The organism is Paenibacillus alba (genome assembly GCF_013204855.1).
In the GTDB taxonomy this organism is placed as follows: domain Bacteria; phylum Bacillota; class Bacilli; order Paenibacillales; family NBRC-103111; genus Paenibacillus_E; species Paenibacillus_E alba.
Genome location: NZ_JABMKZ010000017.1, coordinates 91,057 through 114,194, shown reverse-complemented (window position 1 = coordinate 114,194; position 23,138 = coordinate 91,057). Strand labels below are relative to the sequence as shown.

Genomic DNA, 23,138 nt, shown 5'->3' with positions numbered 1-23,138 from the left:
TTCACAAAAGCCCGGGAGCTAGTTCCTGGGCTCATTTTTAGTTGACCTTTGCTAATTTCAGGGTGTTGATTGACTAAAAGGAGGATGTCCTTTATAGTGATTTTATACCCATAGGGGTATGGGTAATTAGCCATTCAACTCTTAAATCGACATCGGCAATAATATACCTATACAGGTATTTAGGAGAGGTAGGCATAGGATGATGATCTACGATGATGATGTGAAAAAACGGCTAAAGCGTATGGAAGGGCAAATTCGCGGTGTCTTGAAAATGATGGAGGAAGAGCAGAATTGCAAGGATGTTGTCAGCCAAATCTCTGCTGTCCGAAGCGCCGCGGATAAAGCGATCGCCTATATTGTTGCGGTCAATCTGGAGCAATGTATTCTTGAGGAAAAGGAAGCGGGTAGAGATACGGGGAAAATGGTCAAGCAAGCCGTTGAATTGCTAGTCAAAAGCCGCTAAAGAAATAGAAAAGAGGTTGGTTTATGGATTATAAATCCCTTTTTAATATCGTCGCATTTGCTTTCCTGGTATGGTTTATTTATTCGCGATTCGCCCCTGTGAAAGGTCTTAAGCACCTATCCTCAGATCAATTCCAGGAGGAATTGAAGACAAACCGTCAGGCTGTTTTGATTGATGTAAGAGAACCTGGCGAAGTTAAGCAAGGATACATCCCGGGCGCGATCAATATTCCTGTGACTCAAATGAAAAAAAGAGCTGGAGAAATAAAGAGCAAGGATCAAGTTTATCTCTATTGCCGAAGCGGGATGAGGAGCAAGCAAGCTGCTAAGATCCTTCGCAGACAGGGATTTAATGAAATATCCCATTTGCAGGGGGGCATGATGTCCTGGAAAGGGAAGCTGACCCAATAGATCCCAAAAATCATTAGCCCCATGTGGTTAATGATTTTTGGGCTTTTGGCTGTCGCTAAATTAAATATCGCACATAAATGTAAATGCTGGCTAACAACACGGAGAGCAGCATGAGTGGAAAGCCGTATTTCATATACGTTACAAATTTAATCGGGTGCCCTGCTTTGCCGGACATGCCAGCTACGATTAAGTTCGCGCTTGCTCCGATTAGGGTGCCGTTGCCGCCAAGACAAGCGCCAAGTGCAAGACTCCACCATAACGGTTCGAGGTTTCCAACTCCCATCACACCCATTTCCTGAATCATAGGAATCATCGTTGCGACAAAAGGGATGTTGTCCAGGAAGGCAGACGCGATCGCGCTAAGCCATAGAATCAACATGGATGTCGCCAAGGGATCTCCGCCAGTCAGCTCAATGGCTTGTGCGGCGAGCTTGGAGATAATGCCGGTTTCCACCAAACCGGAGACTAAGACGAACAGCCCAACAAAGAAGAAGATAGTCGTCCATTCCACCTTTGTGAAGGCTTCTTCCATGGCATGCTCGCCAGTCAGGAGCAGCAGCAGAAACGCCCCTGCTAAAGCTACGGTCGCGGATTCCAGATGCAGCATTTGGTGGAGAAAGAAGCCGACGATCGTAAGTCCTAAGACAGAAAGACTTTTCACCAATAATTTGCGATCCGTGAGAACTTCTTTTTCATTGATTAGCATGATCTTCTGTTTGAGCTCAGGTGTCGTCTGAATTTGCTTGCGGAATAACAGCACGAAGATGGGAATCGTGACAGCCATAATGACAACGACAACGGGGGCAAGATTGTTGATGAAGGCTAGGAAGGTTAACTCCTTGACTGCGCTGCCGATCATGATGTTCGGGGGATCCCCGATTAACGTCGCGGTACCTCCGATATTAGAGGCAATGATTTGTGTGATCAAAAAGGGGACGGGATTCACACGCAATTGCCGTGTAATGCTGAATGTAACGGGCACCATCAGCAGCACAGTGGTCACATTATCAAGAAAGGCTGAGCCAATCGCTGTGATAAGCACGAGGGATACGAGGATGCGAACGGGATCCCCCTTGGCCTTCTTGGCAGCAATCAGTGCGATATAAGTAAATAAGCCGGTTTCGGCCGTAATATTCACGATGATCATCATGCCGATTAATAGTCCTAACGTATTGAAGTCGATATGATGCAGCGCTGAGTCCTGGTCGACAACACCAAGAACTACCATAAGCACACCGCCGATCATAGCCACGATGGTACGATGAACTTTCTCTGCGATAATCATGCCGTACGTAAGAAGAAAAATACCAATTGCCAAAATTGCTTGTTGTTCCATAGGCCCACCTCGATTCACATGATTTATTTGTACTATTCCCCAAAACAGCAAGTTAAACGGCATAAAAAAAGAGCCCAACCAAGGACTCCTTCTGTGAAAAAAGAACAAAAGGAGCCCTTGGTGACAGGCTCCTCCGCAAAACATCAATATTAAATTAGTCCTTGAACGATAATGCTGCCAATACCAACCGCCGTTTAAACTTGTAGCTTAAATTTACATGGCAATTCCCTTATTGTCAATACGTCATTCGGCCGTCTAAATGGCTTTACATTGTTTTTGAAAGAAAGTATAGTATAACTAATTGCATAGCGGAAATTTCGGAGGAGCCTGTCACCAAGGGCTCTTTTTGTTTTTTTTTCGAGCAGATGGTTAGTAAAAGAAGAAAACGGGAGGCATTATGGAGCAGCAAGCAATTTGGGCAATCGGCATCTTTTTAATTATTTATGGGCTCATCATTTCAGAGAAGATCCATCGTACGATCTTGGCGATGCTTGGTGCCGTACTTATGGTTGTATGCGGGATCGTTGATCAAGAAACGGCCTTACACCACATTGATTTCAATACGCTGGGGCTGCTCATTGGCATGATGATCATCGTGGGTGTAACGGCGGAAACCGGGCTATTCAAATATGTGGCTTTGAAAGCAGCCAAAATAGCCAAAGGGAAGCCCACTAGGATTATGATCGCATTAGTTGTTATTACGGCTGCAGCTTCAGCTTTACTGGATAATGTCACAACGGTTCTGCTCATGGCTCCAGTCACTTTCAGTCTTACAAGACAGCTTCGCGTAAACCCGATTCCCTTTCTCATCACGCAGATTATTGCGTCGAATGTTGGGGGAACGGCGACCTTAATTGGAGACCCTCCGAATATCATGATTGGCAGTGCCGTCAAAGAATTAACGTTTATGGCGTTTATCACGAATTTGACACCCATCGTTATTATTATTCTTTTGGTCTATTTGCCTTTGTTTGTTCTGATGTTTAGAAAGCAAATTCAGTCAACCCCAGAGCTGCAGAGGAGCATCATGGAGATGGACGAGAAGGTTATGATTACGAACTCTAAGCTTCTGAAGAAGTGTTTAGTTGTTCTCGGATTGACGATCGTGGGCTTCTTTCTCCATCAAACCTTGCACTTGGAATCTGCGACGGTTGCCCTCAGCGGCGCGTTCTTACTGCTTCTGCTAACCGGAGAGTCTATGATGGAGAAAGCCTTTCATAGCGTGGAATGGATCACCCTGTTCTTCTTTGTCGGGTTGTTCATTCTTGTTTCGGGATTGGTGGAAACGGGGGTAATCGCCGAGCTTGCCGCCAAAGCTATTGAGCTAACAGGCGGGAATATCCTTGCCACTTCCATGTTGATTCTATGGCTGAGTGCTATTGCATCGGCTTTTCTGGATAATATCCCGTTTGTGGCAACGATGATTCCTATGATTCAAGAGATGAGCATTAGAGGAGTCAGCAATCCCGAGCCTCTGTGGTGGAGTCTTGCTCTAGGAGCCTGCTTGGGGGGTAACGGGACACTGATCGGCGCTAGTGCCAATCTCATCGTTGCTGGCTTAGCGGGAAAAGAGGGTTATCCCATCTCCTTCGTTAAATACCTGAAGGTGGGCTTCCCCTTGATGATTCTTTCCATCGTGCTTTCGAGTGTTTATATTTATTGGCGATATCTGTTGTAAGCAAGAGGGGGAATTTAAATGGTGTTAATGGATAGAATATAAAATAAAACAAGGGAGTATAACAATGAATTCGGACCATATTCCATTGACATCAACAGAAATAGGAAACCTATGGATGACGTATCAAGAAAAAACTATGCTTGCGAGATTCTTGGAATATTTCCTTGAACACGTTGATAATCAAGATATCGAGAAGATCCTAAAGAAAACATATGATTTAACTGAACGGACGATAGAAACGCTAAAAAACATTTTTGAGCAAGAAGGGGCTGTCATTCCGCTTGGCTTTACGGAGAATGACGTCAATAAAGGGGTTCCTAAATTATTTGATTATTTGTATGAACCGATGTTCTTACAAATGATGGGCAAGATCGAAACCAGCCTGTTTGCCTTGTACTCCACAATGTCTTATCGTCAAGATATTAGGAAGCTGTATAAGAGCTTAACGGCCAATGCGCAAGACATGTTTGACCATTGTACCCAGTTTCTTTTGGATAAAGGGGTGCTGGTCCGCCCGCCTTTTATGACGATGCCCAAAGAGGTTACCTTTATTAAGGACAACGATTATTTATCCGGCTTTAACTTGCTAAAGGCAACAAGATCACTAAATGCAATTGAAGTTTCTCTGATTCATCATGCCATCGAGAATAACCTTGTTGGCTTGCAATTAATGATCGGATTCGCCCAAGTAGCCAATGACAAACATGTAAAGGAATATTTCGTGAAAGGGATGAAGCTGTCTATTGATGTCGAAACAACCTTAGGCGAATATTTGCGCAAGGATTACATCGAGCCACCGGCTACCTCTGCGGGGAAAGCGACCAATTCGACGATTGCTCCCTTTTCCGATAAGTTAATGATGTATATTACTAATTTACTGGGATCTTTCGGTCTGGGGAGCAATGCGCTTGGCGGGGCTTTTAGCTTGCGGAGTGATCTGCCGCTCACGATGGCTCGACTAGCCCAGAAAATATTGCCCTTTCTCAAAGAAGGGGGAGAACTTATGATCAAGCATGGCTGGATGGAAGAACCTCCGCAAATAGAAGACAGGAAACAACTCACAAAGGCATAAAATTAGCACCTCTCACCATGGAATGGCGGGAGGTGCTTTTATTTGTTGTTTATTTAGGGTAATAGGAGAAACCGGGGTATTTCACGACAGGCCACTTTGTTTTGCGGAGTACATCCAGTAATTCAGGCCCTACATGTAAGTTGCTTTCCAGCAAACTGGCAGGTGTCAGAGCCATCCATTGATTCAAAGATACGTCTTCGAAACGATTGCTTTTGAACATCTCTAAGAACCAAAGCGACTGGGTGCCGGTATTCTGGATATAGTGTCCAAAGGCAAAAGGCACATAGCCCACATCACCGGCTCTGTAATCGAAAGTGCGTGCTGCTCCGTTTCCGCCAAACACCGTCATGCGTCCTTGCCCTGTCAAGTAATATTGCCATTCATCTTTGTTCGGATGCCAGTGCAATTCCCGCATAGCGCCAGGCTCAATTTCGACCAGAGCGGCAGCGACAGTTTGAGAAATGGGGAAATTGGTGGAATCAACGATTCGCACACTTCCACCAGGTGTTTTGACAGGCGGCTGTGCTAATAAGGAATGGGTAAAGCTTTGTGGAACGGTGCCATTAGGGGAACTGACCGCTTGACTTTCGATGGATCCAGGGACCTCATCCTGATAAATATAAACCTGGTCGGATGGGATATGATCAAACGCGTTCATCGGTGTGCCGAAGTTAGCGGACAGCACGTCTTTGGGCGTGTGCGCAAACCAATCGGAGATGGATAAGGTATTCAAGTCTGAAAATTTGCCGTCGTCGAAGACAAGAAGAAATTCACAGCCTTCGGCCAGCCCTTGAATAGAGTGAGGAAGTCCTGGAGGGAAGTACCATAAATCGCCAGGGCCCACATCAGCTATGAAGTTTCGGCCACTGGCGTCAACCGAAGTAATCCGAGCGCTGCCAAGTATCATGTAAGCCCACTCGGCTTGCTGATGCCAATGCAATTCACGCACGCCGCCGGGAGTCAAACTCATGTTGACGCCAGCAAGTGTTGTGGCAATAGGAAGTTCACGAACCGTAACTTCACGTGACCATCCACCTTGATTGAGCTGCATATGCGCATCGGAGAAAGAGAATTTCAGGTTGGGAATGAGCCCGGCATCTGTGGAAGGCGGGACGAGCATATCAGGATTCTCTCGGTCTCTCAGGATATCGCGTGGGCCCTTGTCAACCCAACCGGCGCCATCATTTCTAATCGGTTGGGGGATGTTCGCGTTAGATTCATGTGTACGCTTGTTATTGTTCAATCCGTTCACCCTTTTCGGCCATAAAGGCTTTACTAGTACTCTTCAAAATATGAAGAACATTCATAAAGTATGCAAGGAGATGGGCGTATTCAGGCTGTGTAGAGCTTCTGACTAATGCTGGGAATCTCGGGAAAGCTAAAGAAAACAGAGTGAAGTATTCTGACTACGGCTTATTGGAACGAAAGTGAGGGATATTAACTACCTTGTTGCGTGATCCTTCCAAACGTAAATTGCTGCTAAGTGCGGGAATCAGCTGGTTGTTCGATTCGATGGATGTTGGAATTATTTCGTTTATCGTGGCTGCGCTGGCAGTGGAGTGGAACCTCGGAGCCCAGCAGGTCGGACTGCTGGTAGCTATTAACTCCATCGGCATGGCTGTTGGTGCCGTCGTAGCAGGAGCGCTTGCTGATCGTCATGGACGTAAGGCAGTATTAGTAGGGACGCTCCTTGTTTTCTCCGCAGCTAGCGGATTATCTGCTTTGGCTACAAGCTTTGTCATGCTGTGCGTGCTGCGTTTCATCACTGGATTCGGTCTTGGCGGGGAACTGCCCGTCGCCTCAACGCTCGTTTCGGAGTCATTTCCGGCGCATGAACGGGGGCGTGCTGTCGTTCTCTTGGAGAGCTTTTGGGCCTGCGGGTGGATATTGGCCGCGCTGATTGCTTACTTCGTGATTCCTGCTTACGGCTGGCGAGCGGCTTTCCTTCTAGGTGCCCTACCCGCTGTGTACGCGTTATATCTCAGAAGAGCCATTCAAGATTCACCACGGTATAGGGAACAAAAGAGTCCAAAGCTGTTATTCCGAGAACGCGCAGCCTCAGTCTGGTCCTCCGAGCATCGACGTGCAACCTTAACGCTATGGGTGTTATGGTTCACTGTCGTGTTTTCCTACTACGGCATGTTTCTATGGCTTCCAACGGTCATGGTCCTGAAGGGCTTTAGCCTTGTGAAAAGCTTTCAATATGTACTCATTATGACCTTGGCCCAGATACCAGGGTACTTTACGGCAGCATTCTTCATTGAGAAATTCGGCCGCAAATTTGTACTTGTGAGCTATTTGTTGTTTACGGCGGCAAGTGCCGTATGGTTCAGCCAAGCCGCAACGGAGGGGATGCTGATTGCCGCGGGGATCTGCTTATCTTTCTTTAATTTAGGCGCTTGGGGAGCTATGTACGCTTATACACCAGAGCTGTATCCGACGCCAATACGCTCCACAGGTGTGGGATTTGCAGCCTCAGTTGGCCGCGTGGGAGGCATTCTGGGGCCATATCTGGTAGGGGTGCTAGTGGCTCAAAAGCAATCGATCGGCGCTATTTTTTTAATATTTTTCGTCGCTATCGTGATTGGCGCCTGTGCGCTGTTATTTTTTGGAAAAGAAACGAAAGGGACAGATGCAGATCTGAGCCCAAAACAAGAGCTGCCCTCAAGTAGATGAATCTACATGGGGGACAGCTCTTTGATTTTGTGCTTGTTGAGTTACAAAGCTCAACGACACAAAGCGAGTAATCGACGCGGGCCTCTTTGTTATCCTTTTTTCTCTGGGCCAATGCACCCATTTTCTAATTTCGAGTAGAATATGTAGTGTTCACATGGATAATGAACAGGGGCTCGACTATACATGCTTTTGGTACATTACGAGTTCTCAAAGGTACCTTATCGACAAGAAAGTGACGCTCTCAGAAAAAGTACGACAATATTCGAGGAAAATGATAGAAATATAGAGAAATTTACTTTCTTCCACTTTGCATAAAAGCCAGAATCTGATAGTATATAAGAAAATACCGATGGATTTAGTAAGAATTAAAAGGAGGCACCTTTCCATGCAAAAACTGATGCTTGATTCCATACAAGAAATGACGCATCTGGATCAACTCGAGGCTGAAGCGATTTATATTATTCGAGAAGTAGCGGCAGAGTGTGAAAATCCCGTGATGCTGTATTCGATCGGGAAGGATAGTTCCGTGATGCTGCATTTGGCGCTGAAAGCTTTTTATCCTGAGAAGCCGCCGTTTCCTTTCATGCATATTGATACGACGTGGAAGTTCAAAGAGATGATTGAATTCCGCGATCGCAAAGCGAAAGAATTCGGCATCAACATGATCGTTCACTCCAATCAGGAGGGGATTGAGCAAGGGATTAACCCTTTTGATCATGGTTCCGCGTACACCGATATTATGAAAACGCAAGCCCTGAAACAGGGATTGGATCAATACGGCTTTACGGCTGCGTTCGGCGGCGGAAGACGTGACGAGGAGAAGTCGCGCGCGAAAGAGCGGATTTTCTCGTTCCGGAATAAGAATCATGCCTGGGATCCGAAAAACCAACGGCCGGAAATGTGGAAGCTTTTCAACACAAGAATTAATAAAGGTGAAAGCATCCGCGTCTTCCCTATCTCCAATTGGACGGAAAAAGATATCTGGCAATACATTCGCCGAGAAAATATTGATATTGTGCCTCTCTATTTTGCCCAAGAGAGACCTGTGATCGAACGTGACGGACATCTCATCTTGGTGGACGATGATCGCATGAAGCTGGAGCCTCATGAGACAATTGAAATGAAGAAGATGCGGTTTCGCACATTAGGCTGCTATCCGCTTACTGGCGGAGCCGAGTCGGAAGCGGACACGATAGATGCCATTATTGAAGAAACACTTGGTGCAGTTTCATCCGAACGGACCACTCGTGTAATTGACCAAGAAGCGGCAGGAAGTATGGAAAGACGTAAACGGGAGGGTTATTTCTAAGATGAAAAGTCTGCTTAAATTTATTACTTGCGGAAGTGTAGACGACGGAAAATCCACCTTAATCGGACATATGCTTTATGAGGCCAAGCTATTATTCGCCGACCAGGAGAAAGCATTAGAACTGGACAGCAGACTTGGCAGCCGCGGCGGCAAAATTGACTATTCCTTACTGCTTGACGGGCTGCTAGCCGAGCGTGAGCAAGGGATTACGATTGACGTAGCGTATCGGTATTTTACGACGGATCACCGTTCCTTCATTGTAGCGGACACGCCGGGGCATGAAGAATATACACGCAACATGGCAGTAGGCGCATCTTTTGCGGATCTGGCGATCATTCTTGTGGACGCAACGAAAGGGATAATTACCCAAACCAAACGCCATACCCGGATTTGCGCGCTCATGGGAATTAAACATCTAGTATTAGCTGTGAACAAAATGGATTTAGTTCATTTTGAACAAAAGATATTTGATGACATCAAAGCGGAATTCTCCCAAACGAGCGCTGAATTTCATTTTCAAAGCATAGAGGTGATCCCTGTTTCTGCAACTGAAGGGGATAACATTACCAAAAAATCACAAAATACCCCTTGGTATGAGGGTCTTGCTTTATTGTCCTATTTAGAAAATGTGGATGTTCTTGAGACCAACGACACGAAACATTTCATGATGCCAATTCAGCGTGTATGTCGACCGGACCATACGTTTCGCGGTTTCCAAGGCCAGATTGAGGCTGGAAGCATTGCGGTCGGCGATGAGTTGACGACGCTGCCGAGTCGTGAGAAAGCGAAAGTCAAACGCATCTTAGTGACAGACCAAGATAGGAATTCAGCCTATGCTGGGCAACCTGTAACCATTCAATTGGATCGTGAAGTCGACGTTTCGCGCGGCTGTGTATTCACGAAGGATAATCAGATCCAAGAGGCTGATCGTTTTACCGCCACGATTCTTTGGATGGATGATTCCGTACTGACTCCCGGTAAAAATTATTTGGTCAAAGTAGGAACGAAAGTCCTGCCCGGCACCGTGACGGCAATTACGCATAAAATCGATATTAATACGGGAAATACAGTTCCAGCCGATCATATTGTCAAAAATGAAGTGGCGAAATGTGAATTCTCTTTATCGGATGATATCGTTTATGATTCTTTTGAACAGTATAAAAGCATTGGCGGATTTATTCTGATCGATCGTGTCACCAATATGACCTCCGCTTGCGGAGTGATTGACCAAGCCCTTCAAAGCTCCGACAGCTTTGTACGGTTAGATACGGAAGTCACCAGAAGTGTTCGCGCTGAGCAAAAAGGACAGAATCCATTAACCCTCTGGTTCACCGGTTCGGTTGCGAATAACTTAACCCTTGCGAAAGAAGTCGAAAAACGGTTGGTATCGACAGGCTACCACACCATGTTACTCGAGAATGGCCAGGGCGAATCGACGCGGCGAACGGCGGAAGTTGCCAAATTGATGAACGATGCGGGACTTATTGCTTTGGTATCGAATGATTCTCCGGCCGATAGCGACCGTGAAACTGCACGCGAGATCATTGGCAAAGAATTTATGGAGATTGAAGTCGACACAAGCAAGAATTCGATCGAAGAAGCTGCGAGTGTAGTAGTGAAACGCGTTATGAAATATTTGATTAATTCGTAGAAACTTCGACGCAACGAAATAGTTTTGAATAAAATATCCCTACATCATTGATGTAGGGGTATTTTCTTGTTTCCGCGGCCTAGGGCTTTGTTTTATGGGGAACGCATTGTTAAATTTTGATAAAGGTAGAGGGTATTTGGTTCATGTAACGAAGTCATTAGAAGCTTGGTATAGCAGTCAAGCCTGCTTATCTGGGAAGGCATAGTACAGAATTTGATTTTGAGTTAAAGGGGAGATGCATTCTCGCAATTTCCAATATATAGGTTTGATAATTTGTAGTATATTATTGACAAAAATAATTTTAGATCAAAGTTGGGGGATCATTTTCCATGCATACCGGAACGTACAGGAATTTATTAAATAAAAGAATATCTATAGTCCTATTGGCTATCTTTATGATTCTCTCATCTGCCATATTGCCTGGGATAAATGCTAATAAAGCATTCGCAGGAACTGAAACATCTCCTTCGCTTACGCTTACTAATTCTATCAGGGAGTGGGTACTGGATGAAGCGAGAGGATATATTTATGCTGTCTCTAAGGAGGCTAATAGTCTACTATTTATTCGAAAGAGTGACCTTCAGATAGAGAAGCAAGTAACGCTTGGTACTGCACCTTCAGATTTAGTACAATCCGGTGGCAAGCTTTATGTCGCTTTGTCAGGAACAACGGCCATTGCCATTGTAGATATTGCGCAAAAGGAAGTAGTGGGCTCGATTACAACGTCCATAAAGCCGTACGAACTGGCTATCGACGGTAATAAGCTGTTCTATGCAGAAGAAGATCAGTGGAGTCGTGTAGCGGCATACAATTTAACAACGCAAACAGAGACATTGCTGAATGGGGGGACTCACAATACCTTTTTTAATCCTGATTTAGCTATTGATACAGCAAACCATATTTTGTTTGTTGGCGAGTCGGGATCGACCGGCTCTAATCTTTTCTCATTCAGCACTTCTACACTGCAGTCACTTTCAAGAACTACTTATGATAATAACTACGGATTCTTTGGTCCTGCCAGAAAAGTAATTGTTGATGGCAATCAGGTTTTCTATGCAGGCTACCGATTTAAGAATACAGATTTAACCTCTATTCAAGGTACCTATCAAGATGATGTGATGTACGTTCAAGGCAACACGGTGTTTACCAGCCATTCGAATAATTCGGGAAATGCCGCACCAGACCGCAGCTATGTGTATGATCGAGAAGGATTTACTCGAATTGCTCAACTTCCTGTGGCATCAAGAAAAATTTTAATGGATAGTCAGAATCATGTTTATTCCTATACAGGATCGGATAGTGGGAACCCTAATATTCCAAACGTTATACAGATCATTAATGTGAATCTAGCACCCTCCACTACTCCGATATCTTGGCGGAACGACGATCTAAAGCTGGTATTTGATAAGTCGGTGACCGATCTCGTATATAGCAGTGATGGTGCGAGCCTGTTCGCCATCTCCTCGGAAAGCAATCAGTTGATGAGGATTCGCACAAGCGATATGACCGTTCAAGAAACCCGAACCATAGGATCCAACCCTAATTCGATATTTATAGATCATGACAACCTATATATCAGCAATGCTTCAGCAACACAAATTATGAAAGTGAATACACTTTCTGGAACAAGTGTCAACGGAGCTGTCTATTCATGGGATGTCGGCAATTTTGTCAGCCAAGTCGTTTATGGTAAACAAAAGCTGATCTATACCGCATTAGATAAGAGTGTTTCAAGTGTTTCTGGTTATCCGGGGATATATGTCATTGATACTGCTACTGGAACTAAGGTGAATTACGCTACAAGCATTTATCCTGGTCGTATGGTCCTTAGTCTAGGAGATAATGCCTTATACTTCGGAGAAAAATCACCTTATTCCACAGGTACAAATACGGCTATTAAGTTCAACTTAACTAACTTCTCTCAGCAAGCAGTATCTCAAGCGTACAGCAACGTATTAGGTACGATCACGATGAACGGCAGCGATCTATACTACGCGAGCAATCTTTTGGATAAGAATACGCTTGTTCAGATTCCAGCATGGAAGGGCTATTTTGGAGCTGCAGTTATTGCGGCTAAAGGAGCTAATGTTTTTGCAAAAGACTCGGTCTGGGATCGGGACTCGTATACCATGCAATACCCTCTGCCATTCATCGCGAAAAATGTGCTGACACTGCCAGACGGTCAAATTGTTGTGGTTTCTGAAGATGGGAAAACCATACAGAAATTCACTTCTATGCAGGCTCTTCATGATCATGCACCAGAACTTAGCGCGCCGTCGTTGCAAGTTTCTAATGTTAATTTTAACGATAACGACGCTAATGCGGGAGAAATAAGTGGGAATCTCTATTGGTACACCACACCAGGTACTTCTTATATAAGTAGTTACACGGTTTATTTCTTAAATCAAAATATGATTAAAATTGGAAGTAAAATAGCCGAAGTTCCTTATGCAGGAAATAGCTCGTCCTATAACTACAGTATTCCAAAAACTAGCATACCTGCGGGAGCGATGTATTTAGGCGTTTATTCCAAGAATGCAATTGGAGAAAGCTCTTCCGCCGCTACTGTTATGATATCGGATTATGGCGGTGGCTGGTCATCCTCCTTTTTTGTGTACACATTAGAAGATCAGAACCCAATTCGTGGGAAGGTCCATCCATTAGTGAATTGGTATACTCCAATTGAAACTATTTATTCGGGCTACCAACTGATTTTTACCGATGCATCTGGAACAGCGCTTGGAAGTGCGTATAGCGTTCCAAAGAATCAATCATCTTTGATAAATTATCATATTGATATTGCTGAAAACTTGGTACCTGCAGGAGCAGTTTATCTCGATTTGCGACCAATGGACTTGTCCGGGAATATAAGTACAGAAATGTACCGCATGCAAATTTTTGACAATACTATGAGCAGTCCAGTTATTACAGGGACGAATCCGGCGATTCCAGTTCCCAACCTTTTGTTCCCTTATATCTACGATGAAGATACATCCCGTGGTAACATTGGCGGCTCGATCAGTTGGTATGACCTTACTTCAGGTGGAGCTGCAACAAGCTATGATCTCTATTTTGTAGATAAAAATAACGTAAAACTACAATCCATTGCTGAATTAACACAAAGTAGGCTCATTCGTCCAAGCCATGGGTTGAACTATCCAAGTTATGAAATTACTTTGCCTAATGGTACTGCGATTCCAGCGGGCGCCGAAAGAATCGGGATTTTTGGTAAAAATAATTTAGGTGAAAGTACTAACGGATATTATTTCGGATTATGGGATAACATTGAATTCGATCCCTTTAGTAATTATGTCGAAGATATTGATACTAGCGCGAAGAATTACAAGGGTGAATTGCACTGGGTTCCTTTCATTGATGAAACAAGTGTGAAAAATTATGTTGTCAAATTTATTGATTCTATAGGGGCGCAAATGGGGGGCACTTTTGCACAAGTCAGCAAGGGGCAGCAGCAGTATAATGTATCCATCTTAGATACGCAGATCCCAGCAGGTGCCTCGAAAGTGAGGCTATCGGCTATCAATTCGGCAAATGATGAGAAAGTATTGGGAGATTATTATTTGTTGGCAAACAACATAGCAAGTGAGCCTGTTTCTAACTTGCCGATAACTTATCAAAATCCAGTTGGGTACCTACAACAGAGGGATGATGATGGAAATAAAGGGGAAGTGGGTGGCTACTTATCCTTTTATACAAATAATAATTTCTATGGTACTATGCGTTACGAGATTTACTTTGTCGACGATCTACTGCAGAAGCTCAAACCTATTATTAGTTTGCCAGTAAATCAAACTGGAAGCTATGAGACCACTATTCCTATGAATACCCAGATTCCATTAGGGGCAACCAAGATTGCCGTTTATGCGGTTTCCTCGACTGGGATGAGCACTCCTACTACGACTGACTTATTTGATCGGACTTACGGATCATCGTTGACACCGGATCAAATTCAAATTACCAATAACAAATCAGGGACCCCCGACACGATTACCATCTCGGGATTAAATCCTAGAGACATTGTTCGAGTGTACAGTGATCCAAACTCAGCTAATTCATTGTTATTTCAAGTAGTTGGGGATGAATCGACTTCAGCGAAATTTACCATTCCGCAGCTGGGAACTGGGGCTGGAAGTCTTTATTTCTCGGTGCAACGTGGTGGGGGCATTCCAAGTTTGAAGATTGAAAAGGCGTATAATGCTGAGCCTTCCGCTCCGGCTCCACCTGGAGGCGGTGGTGGAGGTGGAGGTGGCGGAGGCGGCGGTGGTGGTGGCGTAAGCTTGCCGACGCGTGACGCTAACGGCAAAATGACTTATGCCTTCCAACCGGCTCGTATAGATATGCTGATCGATCTTGCCAAGGAAGCAAAGAATGAGCTTATCCTTGATGCTACGGTTAAACAGCATCTCGATATTACTACGGTTAGCATCGATGGAGATATCGCTCAAATTGCAGCGAATAAGGGCAAGCCTATTGTTATTAAAGCTAACGACGTGCAGTTCAAGTTCCCTGTTAACTCCTTAAGCGGGACATACAAATTTGAAACTGTGAAGCTTACAATTGCATCTGAAGATCATCAGACATTGGGCGATTTCGCTACGGCGTCTCCAATACTGGATTTTTCTTTAGCCGAAAAAGATAAGGTTATAACAACTTTTGATACGCCGATTGAGGCTACTTTCCGCTACGATCAGTCAAAAGTAATGGACGCTAAGAATCTGGGTGTGTATTGGTTGGATGAAACAACGAACACTTGGACTTACATAGGGGGCAAGATGAATGGTGACGGTACAATTACCGCGACATTGTCACATTTTTCGAAGTATGCTGTGTTGGAAAAGATAGCAGCTGCCGGAAAAACATTCACGGATACCCAAGGACACTGGGCGCAAAAAGACATCGAGCAACTTGTCGGCAAGAAGATTATCGACGGTATGGACGATCAATCCTTTCAACCGGACAGCAATATGACTAGAGGGCAGTTTGTTACAATTCTTAAGAAAGCACTAAACCTGTCCGCTCAAGCACCAACCAAAGCTTTTGAAGATGTAGCTGCAGATTCATGGTATGTGGATGCTGTGAACGCTGCCTATGCAGCGAATATCGTAGGAGGAACAAGCGATAGCACCTTCTCTCCTGAAGCTAATGTTACACGAGAGCAGTTGGCGGTCATGATGGTCAACGCGTATTTGAATGTTACTGGTAAAAAACTGGGTGATATTGTCTCAGATCAACCGAACGACTATGTAGACGCAAGCAGCATAAGCGAGTGGGCTAAACAATACGTTGCAGCGGCTATAAGGCTCGGATTGCTGAACGGCGTAGACGATACTCATTTTGCTCCGTCTCAAAATAGTACAAGGGCTCAAGTGGTCACAGTTGTCGTACGTATGCTGAAACAAATTAGCGATGTGAAATAAAAATAAGTTCTATACCAAATAACTCTACGTCAATGATGTAGAGTTATTTGGTGTTCCACTTTTTATTCGTGCTCCCTTTTCAATTAGGGAATGGATTTGGGTGGAATGGAAAACTTTATGCGTCGTCGTAATACTTCCGCCATGTTCGCTATTTCGAAAATAAGCGAAGATAGAACCTGTAAGGCAATCCTACATTGTTTCTTGTTCGGACGGTCGTAACGAGGCGGGGATATCGAGATATCCCGCAGTGCCGTGCATGGTCTGTTACGGTATCCTGTACGGTCGGATCGGCAAGAAACCACATTTGGGGTTCGATTCCCCAATCGCATAGTGAGCGATTCTGGTAGAATACTCGACTTCCCATCGAGCGATGAGCAAATTATTAGACCTGTTAGCGGGAATCTTCAGCCTGACTTCGAGTAGGCACTGAGAAAGCAGCTATGCAGCCTGTGGATACCGGTTCAGAGATAAAGTGCTTGGCCACATAATGGCAAGATGAGTGAGAGCGGGCTGAAATATTAGATCGCATCGTCATCAGAAAGTTAAGTGTGCAGGTACCGATTTTCCAACCTTAAGCTTGGCTCCGCTTCTTGATCAGGAGGGTTCCCTAATAAAGGTCACAACACACTACAAAGGTTCCATGAAATGAGGAGATAAATGATGTTGAAGAAAATTATCGTTAAAGCTGACGAGCGAGGATTGCTGTTTAAGAAAGGCAGTTATGTGAAGCACCTGCAGCCAGGTGTTTATCGACTCGCTCCATTTTCAGACGATGAAATCGTGTTGTTGAATGTTACGAAGCCATTTGCCATACAAGGAAAGGATCTGAACTTATTTCTTCAGGATGATCGGCTGCTTGAGGAGCTGACTGTTGTCAATATTCAAGATCACGAGTATGTGCTTCATTATGAGGATGGCAAGTTCGTATCGCTTATGACAGCTGGTAAATACGCTTTCTGGAATGTGCTGAAAAAGCACGACTTTACGCGAGTTGATATTCGCCAACCAGAAGTTGCTGCAGATATAGATAGAGCCATATTTGCGAAAGTTGCAGGTTATCTTTATGTTTCCGAAGTGACCAGCTACGAGACAGGGGTGCTATTTTATAACAATGTCATGCAGAGGGAGCTTGCCCCAGGAAAATATTATTTCTGGAAGGGACCTGTGGTGGCATCGATAAAAACTGTGGATTTACGGCAGCAACAACTGGATATGACCGGTCAGGAAATGATGACGGAGGACAAGGTAACGCTTCGCTTAAACTTCGTCTGCCAGTACAAGATTATCAATCCGCTGCGTGCACTGGAAATCAAAGGCTTCGAAGATCAGGTTTATATTCTATTGCAGCTTATTCTGCGTGAATACGTCGGGACATTGAAGCTAGATGACCTGTTGCGGATGAAGCAGGAGATTGCGGCATTTGTACTGTCCCGTCTGAACGAAAAGAGTGAGGATTACGGGGTCAAATTCTTTTCTGCTGGTGTAAAGGATATTATTTTGCCTGGGGATATAAAAGAGATACTTAATACAGTGTTGCTAGCAGAGAAGAAAGCCCAAGCAAACTTGATTACCCGCCGTGAGGAAACAGCTTCTACTCGCAGTCTGCTTAACACTGCTAAGTTGATGGACGAGAACCAGACTCTATTCCGCTTGAAGGAGCTTGAATTCCTCGAGAAAATTTGTGAGAAAATCGGGACGATTTCGCTCACCGGCAGAGACAATCTGTTGGAACAGTTGAATTCGCTTCTTGGGGGAGCTAAATGAAAACAATGCTTATTTTCTTCAATAAAGCGGTACGGCCTCTCTGGGAAGGCAGGCCCTCCATTTATTCATTTATGCTGGAGCAAGGCGAATCCGTAGGAGGATCCTTGCCAGATGACGAAGAATTCTGGTCCGGCAGCAAGTTGAGGTGGGTAGCAGGCGGCTTGGATGGTGCTTTCGGGCACCATGCGGGGCCAGGTCAAATGACAGACGAGACACGTGAGTTGGTCCACCTGCTGGCGAAGCAATCGAGAAAGCCGAAGATTTCAATTAGAAAGACACTGTATGCTAAGCTTGTGAAGACGGATATTGGCAGCAAGATGGACGCTATTTTAGACGAGGTGCGCAAACAGTCTGGCATACAGCCAGATGGCTTATTCCAAGAGGCAAAATGGTTAGCCGAAAATGGGGCACATCGCAATGCCGTTAAATTTGGAATTGCGCTGCTGGGCCTTTTTCAGAACGAGCAAGTGAAGGAACTGCTTCTGACACTGGGGAGGCACGATGAATTTACGCTATATGCCGCGGTTGCGATTCGGAATGGAATGGAAGACAGCAACCAGGTTCTGTTTGAACTAGTTAAGTACGTTCATGGGTGGGGGAAAATCCATCTCGTCGAGAGACTCGAGCCGGCCACCGAGGAGATCAAAGACTGGCTGCTGCGCCAAGGTTGCCAAAACAGCGTCATGAACGAATACTTAGCTTGCATTTGTGCAAGGAATGGTGGTTTGCGCGAGGCGCTCTCGGACGATCTTGTTGATAGCGCATTGTTTGATGGGGCGACGGATATTATGCAAGCGTTATTGAACGGCGGGCCGGCAGAGGACATCGACGATTACGAGTATAGTCCGCAGGTTGTGTCTGATTACGTGAGGCTAGCCTGGGTGATGGGCTCATCAGTTAAACATTTGTCGGTCCTATTCAGTATTCGCGACTTCTTGGCTCAGGATGAGGAGAATTGGTCCCGGCGGATGTTGGAGGGATGGAGCGAGCAGTTAAGAACCGATAATAGGGATGCATGTGAATCGTTGATTGCTGAAGCCAAGTGGGTAAGCATTGTCATTGATGCAATTAGCACCGGTGATTCCTCGGATCGCCACTATGGAGCAGTGTGTGCGGATAAGCTTGGCATGGATATTTGGGATGCGCTGTATGGTCAGCTTGCCGCAGATCCGCTGCAGGATTTTCATTACTTTCAGCTGATGAAATCGAACGACCCAAACCGTATCCGGCAATTGGTTCAATTCGCCACGGAACATCTTCCTCTTCAGCACATCGCGGCTGGTCCCGGTGATGAGATGGGGGTTGGCCAAGAATATGCGGCACATCATATTTTGGATACCATTTTGCAGAGTTTGGATCGGTATGAGGGGATTGGTGTAGAATTGATCCTGACTGGTCTGAACAGTCCTGTAATCCGAAATCGGAATCTCGCGATCAAGGCGTAAGGAAAACCTAACCTCCCGTTAGTTTGACCGGCTTTAGTAGGTTCTCACGAAATCGGTGCAAATAGAGGGAGTTTTTCCTGCTAAAAGGAACTGACAAGCTTCTGCAGTCAAATTAGAGGGAAATTTCCCTTTATTTTGACAACAGAAGCATAACGGCACAAAAGGCTGTCCCACAAGTCATAGAAATGACTGGGGATAGCCTCTCATTTTTTGTGAAAAACTCAACAGCGATATGCGAAACCACTTAGGCGTCTTTCATGTCTACGCTCTACTCCTTTTGTGGTATAATGGTAATAGAAAAATCACTGGCAATCCAAAGCTGTTTGGAGTTGAAACGATGACTGAACTGTTAAAGCCGTCTGTCGATTTTGTGTTCAAAAAAATATTTGGCAGCGAAGAAAACAAAGATGAAGTCCTACTCAATTTCCTAAATGAAGCGTTGCGGGAAACGGAGCCGAAGCCGTTTGTCAGTCTGATGATACTCAATCCGAATATCGATAAAAATGCCGTGACTGATAAACAGTCCATTCTGGATGTCCGAGCCAAAACCGAGGATGGCAAACAGGTGAATTTGGAGATCCAGGTGAGCAATAAGTACGATATGGCAAAGCGGAGTTTGTATTACTCGGCCAAAATGTACGAGGAGCAATTAGAGGAAGGTAAGCTGTACACGACCTTACAAAAAGTCATTTCGATCAATATCTTGACCTTCTGCTACATTCCAAATGATCGTTTTCATAACATATTTCACATGAGGGAAGACCATACAGGCGAACTGTTAATCGACGATATTGAAATTCACTTTATGGAGCTGTCGAAGCTGGGGATTAAAGTCCACGAAATGGACAGCCGACTCGTAAATTGGCTGATGTTCATTAACGGTGCGAATCAGGATCGATGGGAGGAATTAGCGATGGATACACCAGGCTTGAAAAAAGCGATGACGACATTGGAGTTTTTGAGCCAAGACAAAGAAGCGCGGATGCTGTATGAGATGCGGAAAAAAGCGCTGCTGGATGAGCAGTCTGCTTTGGACTATGTGGAGTCCAGGGGCAGAGAGGAAGGAAAGGTCGCTAGAGATAAAGAGATTGTAGCTAACATGCTGCAAAAAGGTTTAGCGGTCTCACTCATTGCCGAAGTAACGGGCTTGTCCGAAGCGGAAATTGAGTTGTTAGGCAAACAGATGCACTAAAAGCGTAGCACAGTGGTTTCAACGACGGGTTATTAGAGAAAACACCACACACCATACTGATACTCTCTGAAGAGGATCAGAGCCGCCGCTCTGGTCTTCTTTTTTTGCACTTATTTTTCGGATAGGGAGTGTGAGAGAAGATGGAGATGATGAGCCGTAAGTAGCAGTATTGTATTGCAGAAACGATGGTTTCCATTATGACTAGGATATGTTGTGCTTTTTAGTAAGTTCAGATATTTTAACGATTACCTTTTTTGTCATGGTCAGATCACCTTTCGAGTAATCAAGTTTAGTTGTTGACTATACGCAATAACGTACCAGATAATATTTTTTTATAATGGTACGCATATACGTAACGATGTGAGGTGGCAACCATGCAAGAAGTCCAAACTAAATACGAAGAAGCGCTAAAAGAAGAAACCATCCTAACCCAAAGAATCAGCCTCTGCAAAGAATTCATCGACATCATTTTAGAGTATATCTGCCATAACGCTGATTCTATTCACATTCTTACTGCAGAGAACATACTTACCGCGGTGCATACTATCGGGCAGGATCTGGATACGGAGCTGCTCCATTTAAAATTGGAGAAGGGGATACTTGAAAATAAGATGAGAAATTTAGATAAAGCTCAAAAAACCTCCATCGCCATCTAAGTGGCTTCGGAGGTTTAGTCCATTTATTCAGAACGAATCGCTAAACGGCGACCGCTTATGAGTACAATCGCAACAGAGGTCAGCAATAAGCCAGCGCATATGCCATACATATAAGAGTAGGACAAATGATCGGCAATCGTGCCCATCACGATGTTGCCAAGTACGGAACCCAGATCGGATACGGCAATGAACACGCCGATTAACGTATTGCGGGAGGACAGTGGCAGTACAATGGTCAAATACGTCACCAAATGGGGGTAGAGCAGTGCCATGCCTAACCCAATCAACATGGAACCCGCATACATGAATGATGCTCTGCCATATACGGCTAGTGCCAATAGCTGCAAGCCAACAGCCATACTTAGCAGTAAACCAACGAGAAAACGGGGATGCCATTGACCGTCTGAAGGAACTTTTTTGCGTAAGGCGAATCTGCAAAAAACCATCACGCCAGCTTGGAGCATTAAGTAAATGCCAGCATGACCGACACCGCTTTGTTTCGTATAGAGCGCAATAAAGGTTGTAACAGCGCCAAAGGAGACAGAAGCAATCAGCATGGCTGTACTGCATACGAGAAATGCACGATGAGTCCACAGCTGGCGCAGCTGAGAAGTCATGGAGCTTGCTTGCTGTTGCTCATTCTGAGTGACTTGCGATCCGGAGGGCAGAGCAGCCTTGAAGCCTAAGATGCCTGTGACAAGGGCAATAACGATCATAGATGTGGTGAATGCGTTCATTCCGCCCCAGTCCCACAAGGTTAATGCCAGAATAGGACCGATTACGGTAGGCAGCATGCCTGCTAACAAATAAAGTGATATGCCCTGAGAACGATCATGGTGAGCCAGCTTATCAACAATGCCTAGCTGCAGCGATAAGGAGAAAAACGCCGTCGTTACGCCCTGCATAGCACGAAGAGCGAAGTACCATTCCAGCCCAGATATCGTATACAGGATTAGGACAAGTCCATTTGCAAGTAATAAAGCGCGTAATACAGACAGCGGTCCGAAGCGATGAACGATACTTCCCGCCCATGGACGGAAGAGCATGCTCGTTATCATATAAGCACCCATCATGACGCCGATTTCTGCATTGCTTGCGCCTTGAGCTTCACTGCGCAGAGGCACAATGATATTCAAGATCGGATTCGCGCTGAAAAATAGAAAAGTAATGGCGTATAGCTTTATAAAAGGTAGAGATAAGGGGCCGTTTTTGTTCATAGCGACCGACATTCCGCTTTAACGGATTTGATTTTCCGGTCTCGGGGATGCTCAGCAAGGACGGATTGCAACAAAAGCTTCACAGCAGGATGTGACGATGTGAAAATCGATTCCTTATTTTCGAACTGCCCCACGAGTTCTCCCTGATCCATGACCGCTAGTCGATCCGAAAGGGCGTATGCAGCCTTGATGTCATGGGTGATGAACAGATAAGAAAGCCCAAATGATAGTTTCAAGTCATGCAATAACGCTAAAATTTGGCTTTGATTGACCATATCAAGGCTGCTAATTGGCTCATCTAGCACGATGAGCTTCGGGTTCAGCGCAATCGCCCTGGCAATGTTAATTCTTTGCAGTTGACCGCCACTGAATTGATGGGGGTATTTCACCATGTCCGCTGCTTGTAGACCGACCCTTTCCAGCAGCTCGCCGATCGATCGCTTTTGTTCAAGCGAGGACATGGACTTGTAGTTGCTGAGCGGCTCTCCAATGATCTGTTCGGCACACATGCGTGGATTAACGGCCGAATAACAATCTTGAAAAACCACTTGCAGATCTCGACGAATCTTTCTGCGGGCTGTTGCATTCATGCTGTACATATCGTGCCCCATAAAGATGATCTTACCTTGCTGTGGCTTCTCAAAGCCAAGAATGACTTTGCCAAGTGTGCTTTTTCCGGCTCCGCTGCTTCCCAATAAACCTAGACAAACGCCTTCATCAATGGAGAAGGAAATGTTGGAAAGGATTGGCGGTTGTTGGCGTGTTGAGCCAAATAATCTATTTTTCCTGTAAGTATGACTGACTTCCTGTACTTGCAACAAACTCATTGTTGTT

The 23,138-nt window shown here is 45.1% G+C and carries 16 protein-coding genes; 12 read left to right on the top strand and 4 right to left on the bottom strand.

Going from position 1 to position 23,138, the window contains the following annotated elements; all coding sequences use genetic code 11:
- Nucleotides 1-199 precede the first annotated feature (199 nt).
- Nucleotides 200-463, top strand: coding sequence for a metal-sensitive transcriptional regulator (locus HQN90_RS20970; protein WP_079414840.1), 264 nt, complete (start codon nt 200-202; stop codon nt 461-463).
- A 23-nt stretch (nt 464-486) separates the two neighbouring features.
- A complete protein-coding gene (locus HQN90_RS20965) occupies nt 487-873 on the top strand; it encodes a rhodanese-like domain-containing protein (RefSeq protein WP_173222265.1) in 387 nt (128 codons plus the stop codon).
- A 55-nt stretch (nt 874-928) separates the two neighbouring features.
- Here HQN90_RS20965 and HQN90_RS20960 read toward each other — a convergent pair whose 3' ends face one another.
- Nucleotides 929-2,209, bottom strand: a complete 1,281-nt coding sequence (locus HQN90_RS20960; protein WP_173222263.1) for an ArsB/NhaD family transporter — start codon at nt 2,207-2,209, stop codon at nt 929-931.
- Nucleotides 2,210-2,606: 397 nt separating this feature from the next.
- Here HQN90_RS20960 and HQN90_RS20955 point away from each other — a divergent pair, with 397 nt between their 5' ends.
- Both HQN90_RS20955 and HQN90_RS20950 read left to right on the top strand, forming a co-directional pair.
- Nucleotides 2,607-3,887 carry an ArsB/NhaD family transporter gene (locus tag HQN90_RS20955; RefSeq protein ID WP_173222261.1) on the top strand — a complete coding sequence of 427 codons (1,281 nt, stop codon included), beginning with the start codon at nt 2,607-2,609 and terminating at the stop codon, nt 3,885-3,887.
- Between the two features lie 64 nt (nt 3,888-3,951).
- On the top strand, nt 3,952-4,959 hold the full coding sequence (locus tag HQN90_RS20950) for a DUF3231 family protein (RefSeq protein WP_173222259.1): 1,008 nt from the start codon (nt 3,952-3,954) through the stop codon (nt 4,957-4,959).
- A gap of 49 nt (nt 4,960-5,008) precedes the next feature.
- Here HQN90_RS20950 and HQN90_RS20945 read toward each other — a convergent pair whose 3' ends face one another.
- A complete protein-coding gene (locus HQN90_RS20945) occupies nt 5,009-6,202 on the bottom strand; it encodes an oxalate decarboxylase family bicupin (RefSeq protein WP_173222257.1) in 1,194 nt (397 codons plus the stop codon).
- A 203-nt stretch (nt 6,203-6,405) separates the two neighbouring features.
- Between HQN90_RS20945 and HQN90_RS20940 the strand changes: the two genes are divergently transcribed.
- From HQN90_RS20940 to HQN90_RS20905, 8 genes are all read left to right on the top strand, one after another.
- On the top strand, nt 6,406-7,635 hold the full coding sequence (locus HQN90_RS20940; RefSeq protein ID WP_246362682.1) for an MFS transporter: 1,230 nt from the start codon (nt 6,406-6,408) through the stop codon (nt 7,633-7,635).
- 385 nt (nt 7,636-8,020) lie between these two features.
- Complete coding sequence (gene cysD / locus HQN90_RS20935) at nt 8,021-8,944, top strand: sulfate adenylyltransferase subunit CysD (RefSeq protein WP_173222254.1); 924 nt, start codon at nt 8,021-8,023, stop codon at nt 8,942-8,944.
- Between the two features lies 1 nt (nt 8,945).
- A complete protein-coding gene (locus HQN90_RS20930) occupies nt 8,946-10,595 on the top strand; it encodes a GTP-binding protein (RefSeq protein ID WP_173222252.1) in 1,650 nt (549 codons plus the stop codon).
- A 329-nt stretch (nt 10,596-10,924) separates the two neighbouring features.
- A complete protein-coding gene (locus tag HQN90_RS20925; RefSeq protein WP_173222250.1) occupies nt 10,925-16,030 on the top strand; it encodes an S-layer homology domain-containing protein in 5,106 nt (1,701 codons plus the stop codon).
- A 660-nt stretch (nt 16,031-16,690) separates the two neighbouring features.
- The gene (locus HQN90_RS20920) at nt 16,691-17,794 is read left to right on the top strand and encodes a slipin family protein (RefSeq protein ID WP_173222359.1); all 1,104 of its coding nucleotides are present in this window, start codon (nt 16,691-16,693) and stop codon (nt 17,792-17,794) included.
- The gene (locus HQN90_RS20915) at nt 17,791-19,239 is read left to right on the top strand and encodes a limonene hydroxylase (protein ID WP_173222248.1); all 1,449 of its coding nucleotides are present in this window, start codon (nt 17,791-17,793) and stop codon (nt 19,237-19,239) included. The genes HQN90_RS20920 and HQN90_RS20915 overlap by 4 nt, the downstream gene beginning before the upstream one ends.
- A 337-nt stretch (nt 19,240-19,576) precedes the next feature.
- On the top strand, nt 19,577-20,431 hold the full coding sequence (locus tag HQN90_RS20910) for an Rpn family recombination-promoting nuclease/putative transposase (protein WP_173222246.1): 855 nt from the start codon (nt 19,577-19,579) through the stop codon (nt 20,429-20,431).
- A gap of 374 nt (nt 20,432-20,805) precedes the next feature.
- Nucleotides 20,806-21,087, top strand: coding sequence for a hypothetical protein (locus HQN90_RS20905; protein WP_173222244.1), 282 nt, complete (start codon nt 20,806-20,808; stop codon nt 21,085-21,087).
- Nucleotides 21,088-21,110: 23 nt separating this feature from the next.
- Here HQN90_RS20905 and cntE read toward each other — a convergent pair whose 3' ends face one another.
- Both cntE and nikE read right to left on the bottom strand, forming a co-directional pair.
- Nucleotides 21,111-22,304 carry a staphylopine family metallophore export MFS transporter CntE gene (cntE, locus tag HQN90_RS20900; protein ID WP_173222242.1) on the bottom strand — a complete coding sequence of 398 codons (1,194 nt, stop codon included), beginning with the start codon at nt 22,302-22,304 and terminating at the stop codon, nt 21,111-21,113.
- A complete protein-coding gene (gene nikE / locus HQN90_RS20895) occupies nt 22,301-23,131 on the bottom strand; it encodes a nickel import ATP-binding protein NikE (protein ID WP_173222240.1) in 831 nt (276 codons plus the stop codon). Before nikE ends, cntE begins: the two co-directional genes overlap by 4 nt.
- Nucleotides 23,132-23,138: the final 7 nt, after the last annotated feature.

Bases quoted from the DNA above. Each gene is read 5' to 3' on its own strand.
- HQN90_RS20970 (WP_079414840.1), top strand. From the start codon at position 200: ATGATGATCTACGATGATGATGTGAAAAAACGGCTAAAGCGTATGGAA.
- HQN90_RS20915 (WP_173222248.1), top strand. From the start codon at position 17,791: ATGAAAACAATGCTTATTTTCTTCAATAAAGCGGTACGGCCTCTCTGG.
- HQN90_RS20920 (WP_173222359.1), top strand. From the start codon at position 16,691: ATGTTGAAGAAAATTATCGTTAAAGCTGACGAGCGAGGATTGCTGTTT.
- cysD (WP_173222254.1), top strand. From the start codon at position 8,021: ATGCAAAAACTGATGCTTGATTCCATACAAGAAATGACGCATCTGGAT.
- HQN90_RS20965 (WP_173222265.1), top strand. From the start codon at position 487: ATGGATTATAAATCCCTTTTTAATATCGTCGCATTTGCTTTCCTGGTA.
- cntE (WP_173222242.1), bottom strand. From the start codon at position 22,304: ATGAACAAAAACGGCCCCTTATCTCTACCTTTTATAAAGCTATACGCC.
- HQN90_RS20930 (WP_173222252.1), top strand. From the start codon at position 8,946: ATGAAAAGTCTGCTTAAATTTATTACTTGCGGAAGTGTAGACGACGGA.
- HQN90_RS20955 (WP_173222261.1), top strand. From the start codon at position 2,607: ATGGAGCAGCAAGCAATTTGGGCAATCGGCATCTTTTTAATTATTTAT.
- nikE (WP_173222240.1), bottom strand. From the start codon at position 23,131: ATGAGTTTGTTGCAAGTACAGGAAGTCAGTCATACTTACAGGAAAAAT.
- HQN90_RS20910 (WP_173222246.1), top strand. From the start codon at position 19,577: ATGACTGAACTGTTAAAGCCGTCTGTCGATTTTGTGTTCAAAAAAATA.
- HQN90_RS20925 (WP_173222250.1), top strand. From the start codon at position 10,925: ATGCATACCGGAACGTACAGGAATTTATTAAATAAAAGAATATCTATA.
- HQN90_RS20960 (WP_173222263.1), bottom strand. From the start codon at position 2,209: ATGGAACAACAAGCAATTTTGGCAATTGGTATTTTTCTTCTTACGTAC.
- HQN90_RS20950 (WP_173222259.1), top strand. From the start codon at position 3,952: ATGAATTCGGACCATATTCCATTGACATCAACAGAAATAGGAAACCTA.
- HQN90_RS20905 (WP_173222244.1), top strand. From the start codon at position 20,806: ATGCAAGAAGTCCAAACTAAATACGAAGAAGCGCTAAAAGAAGAAACC.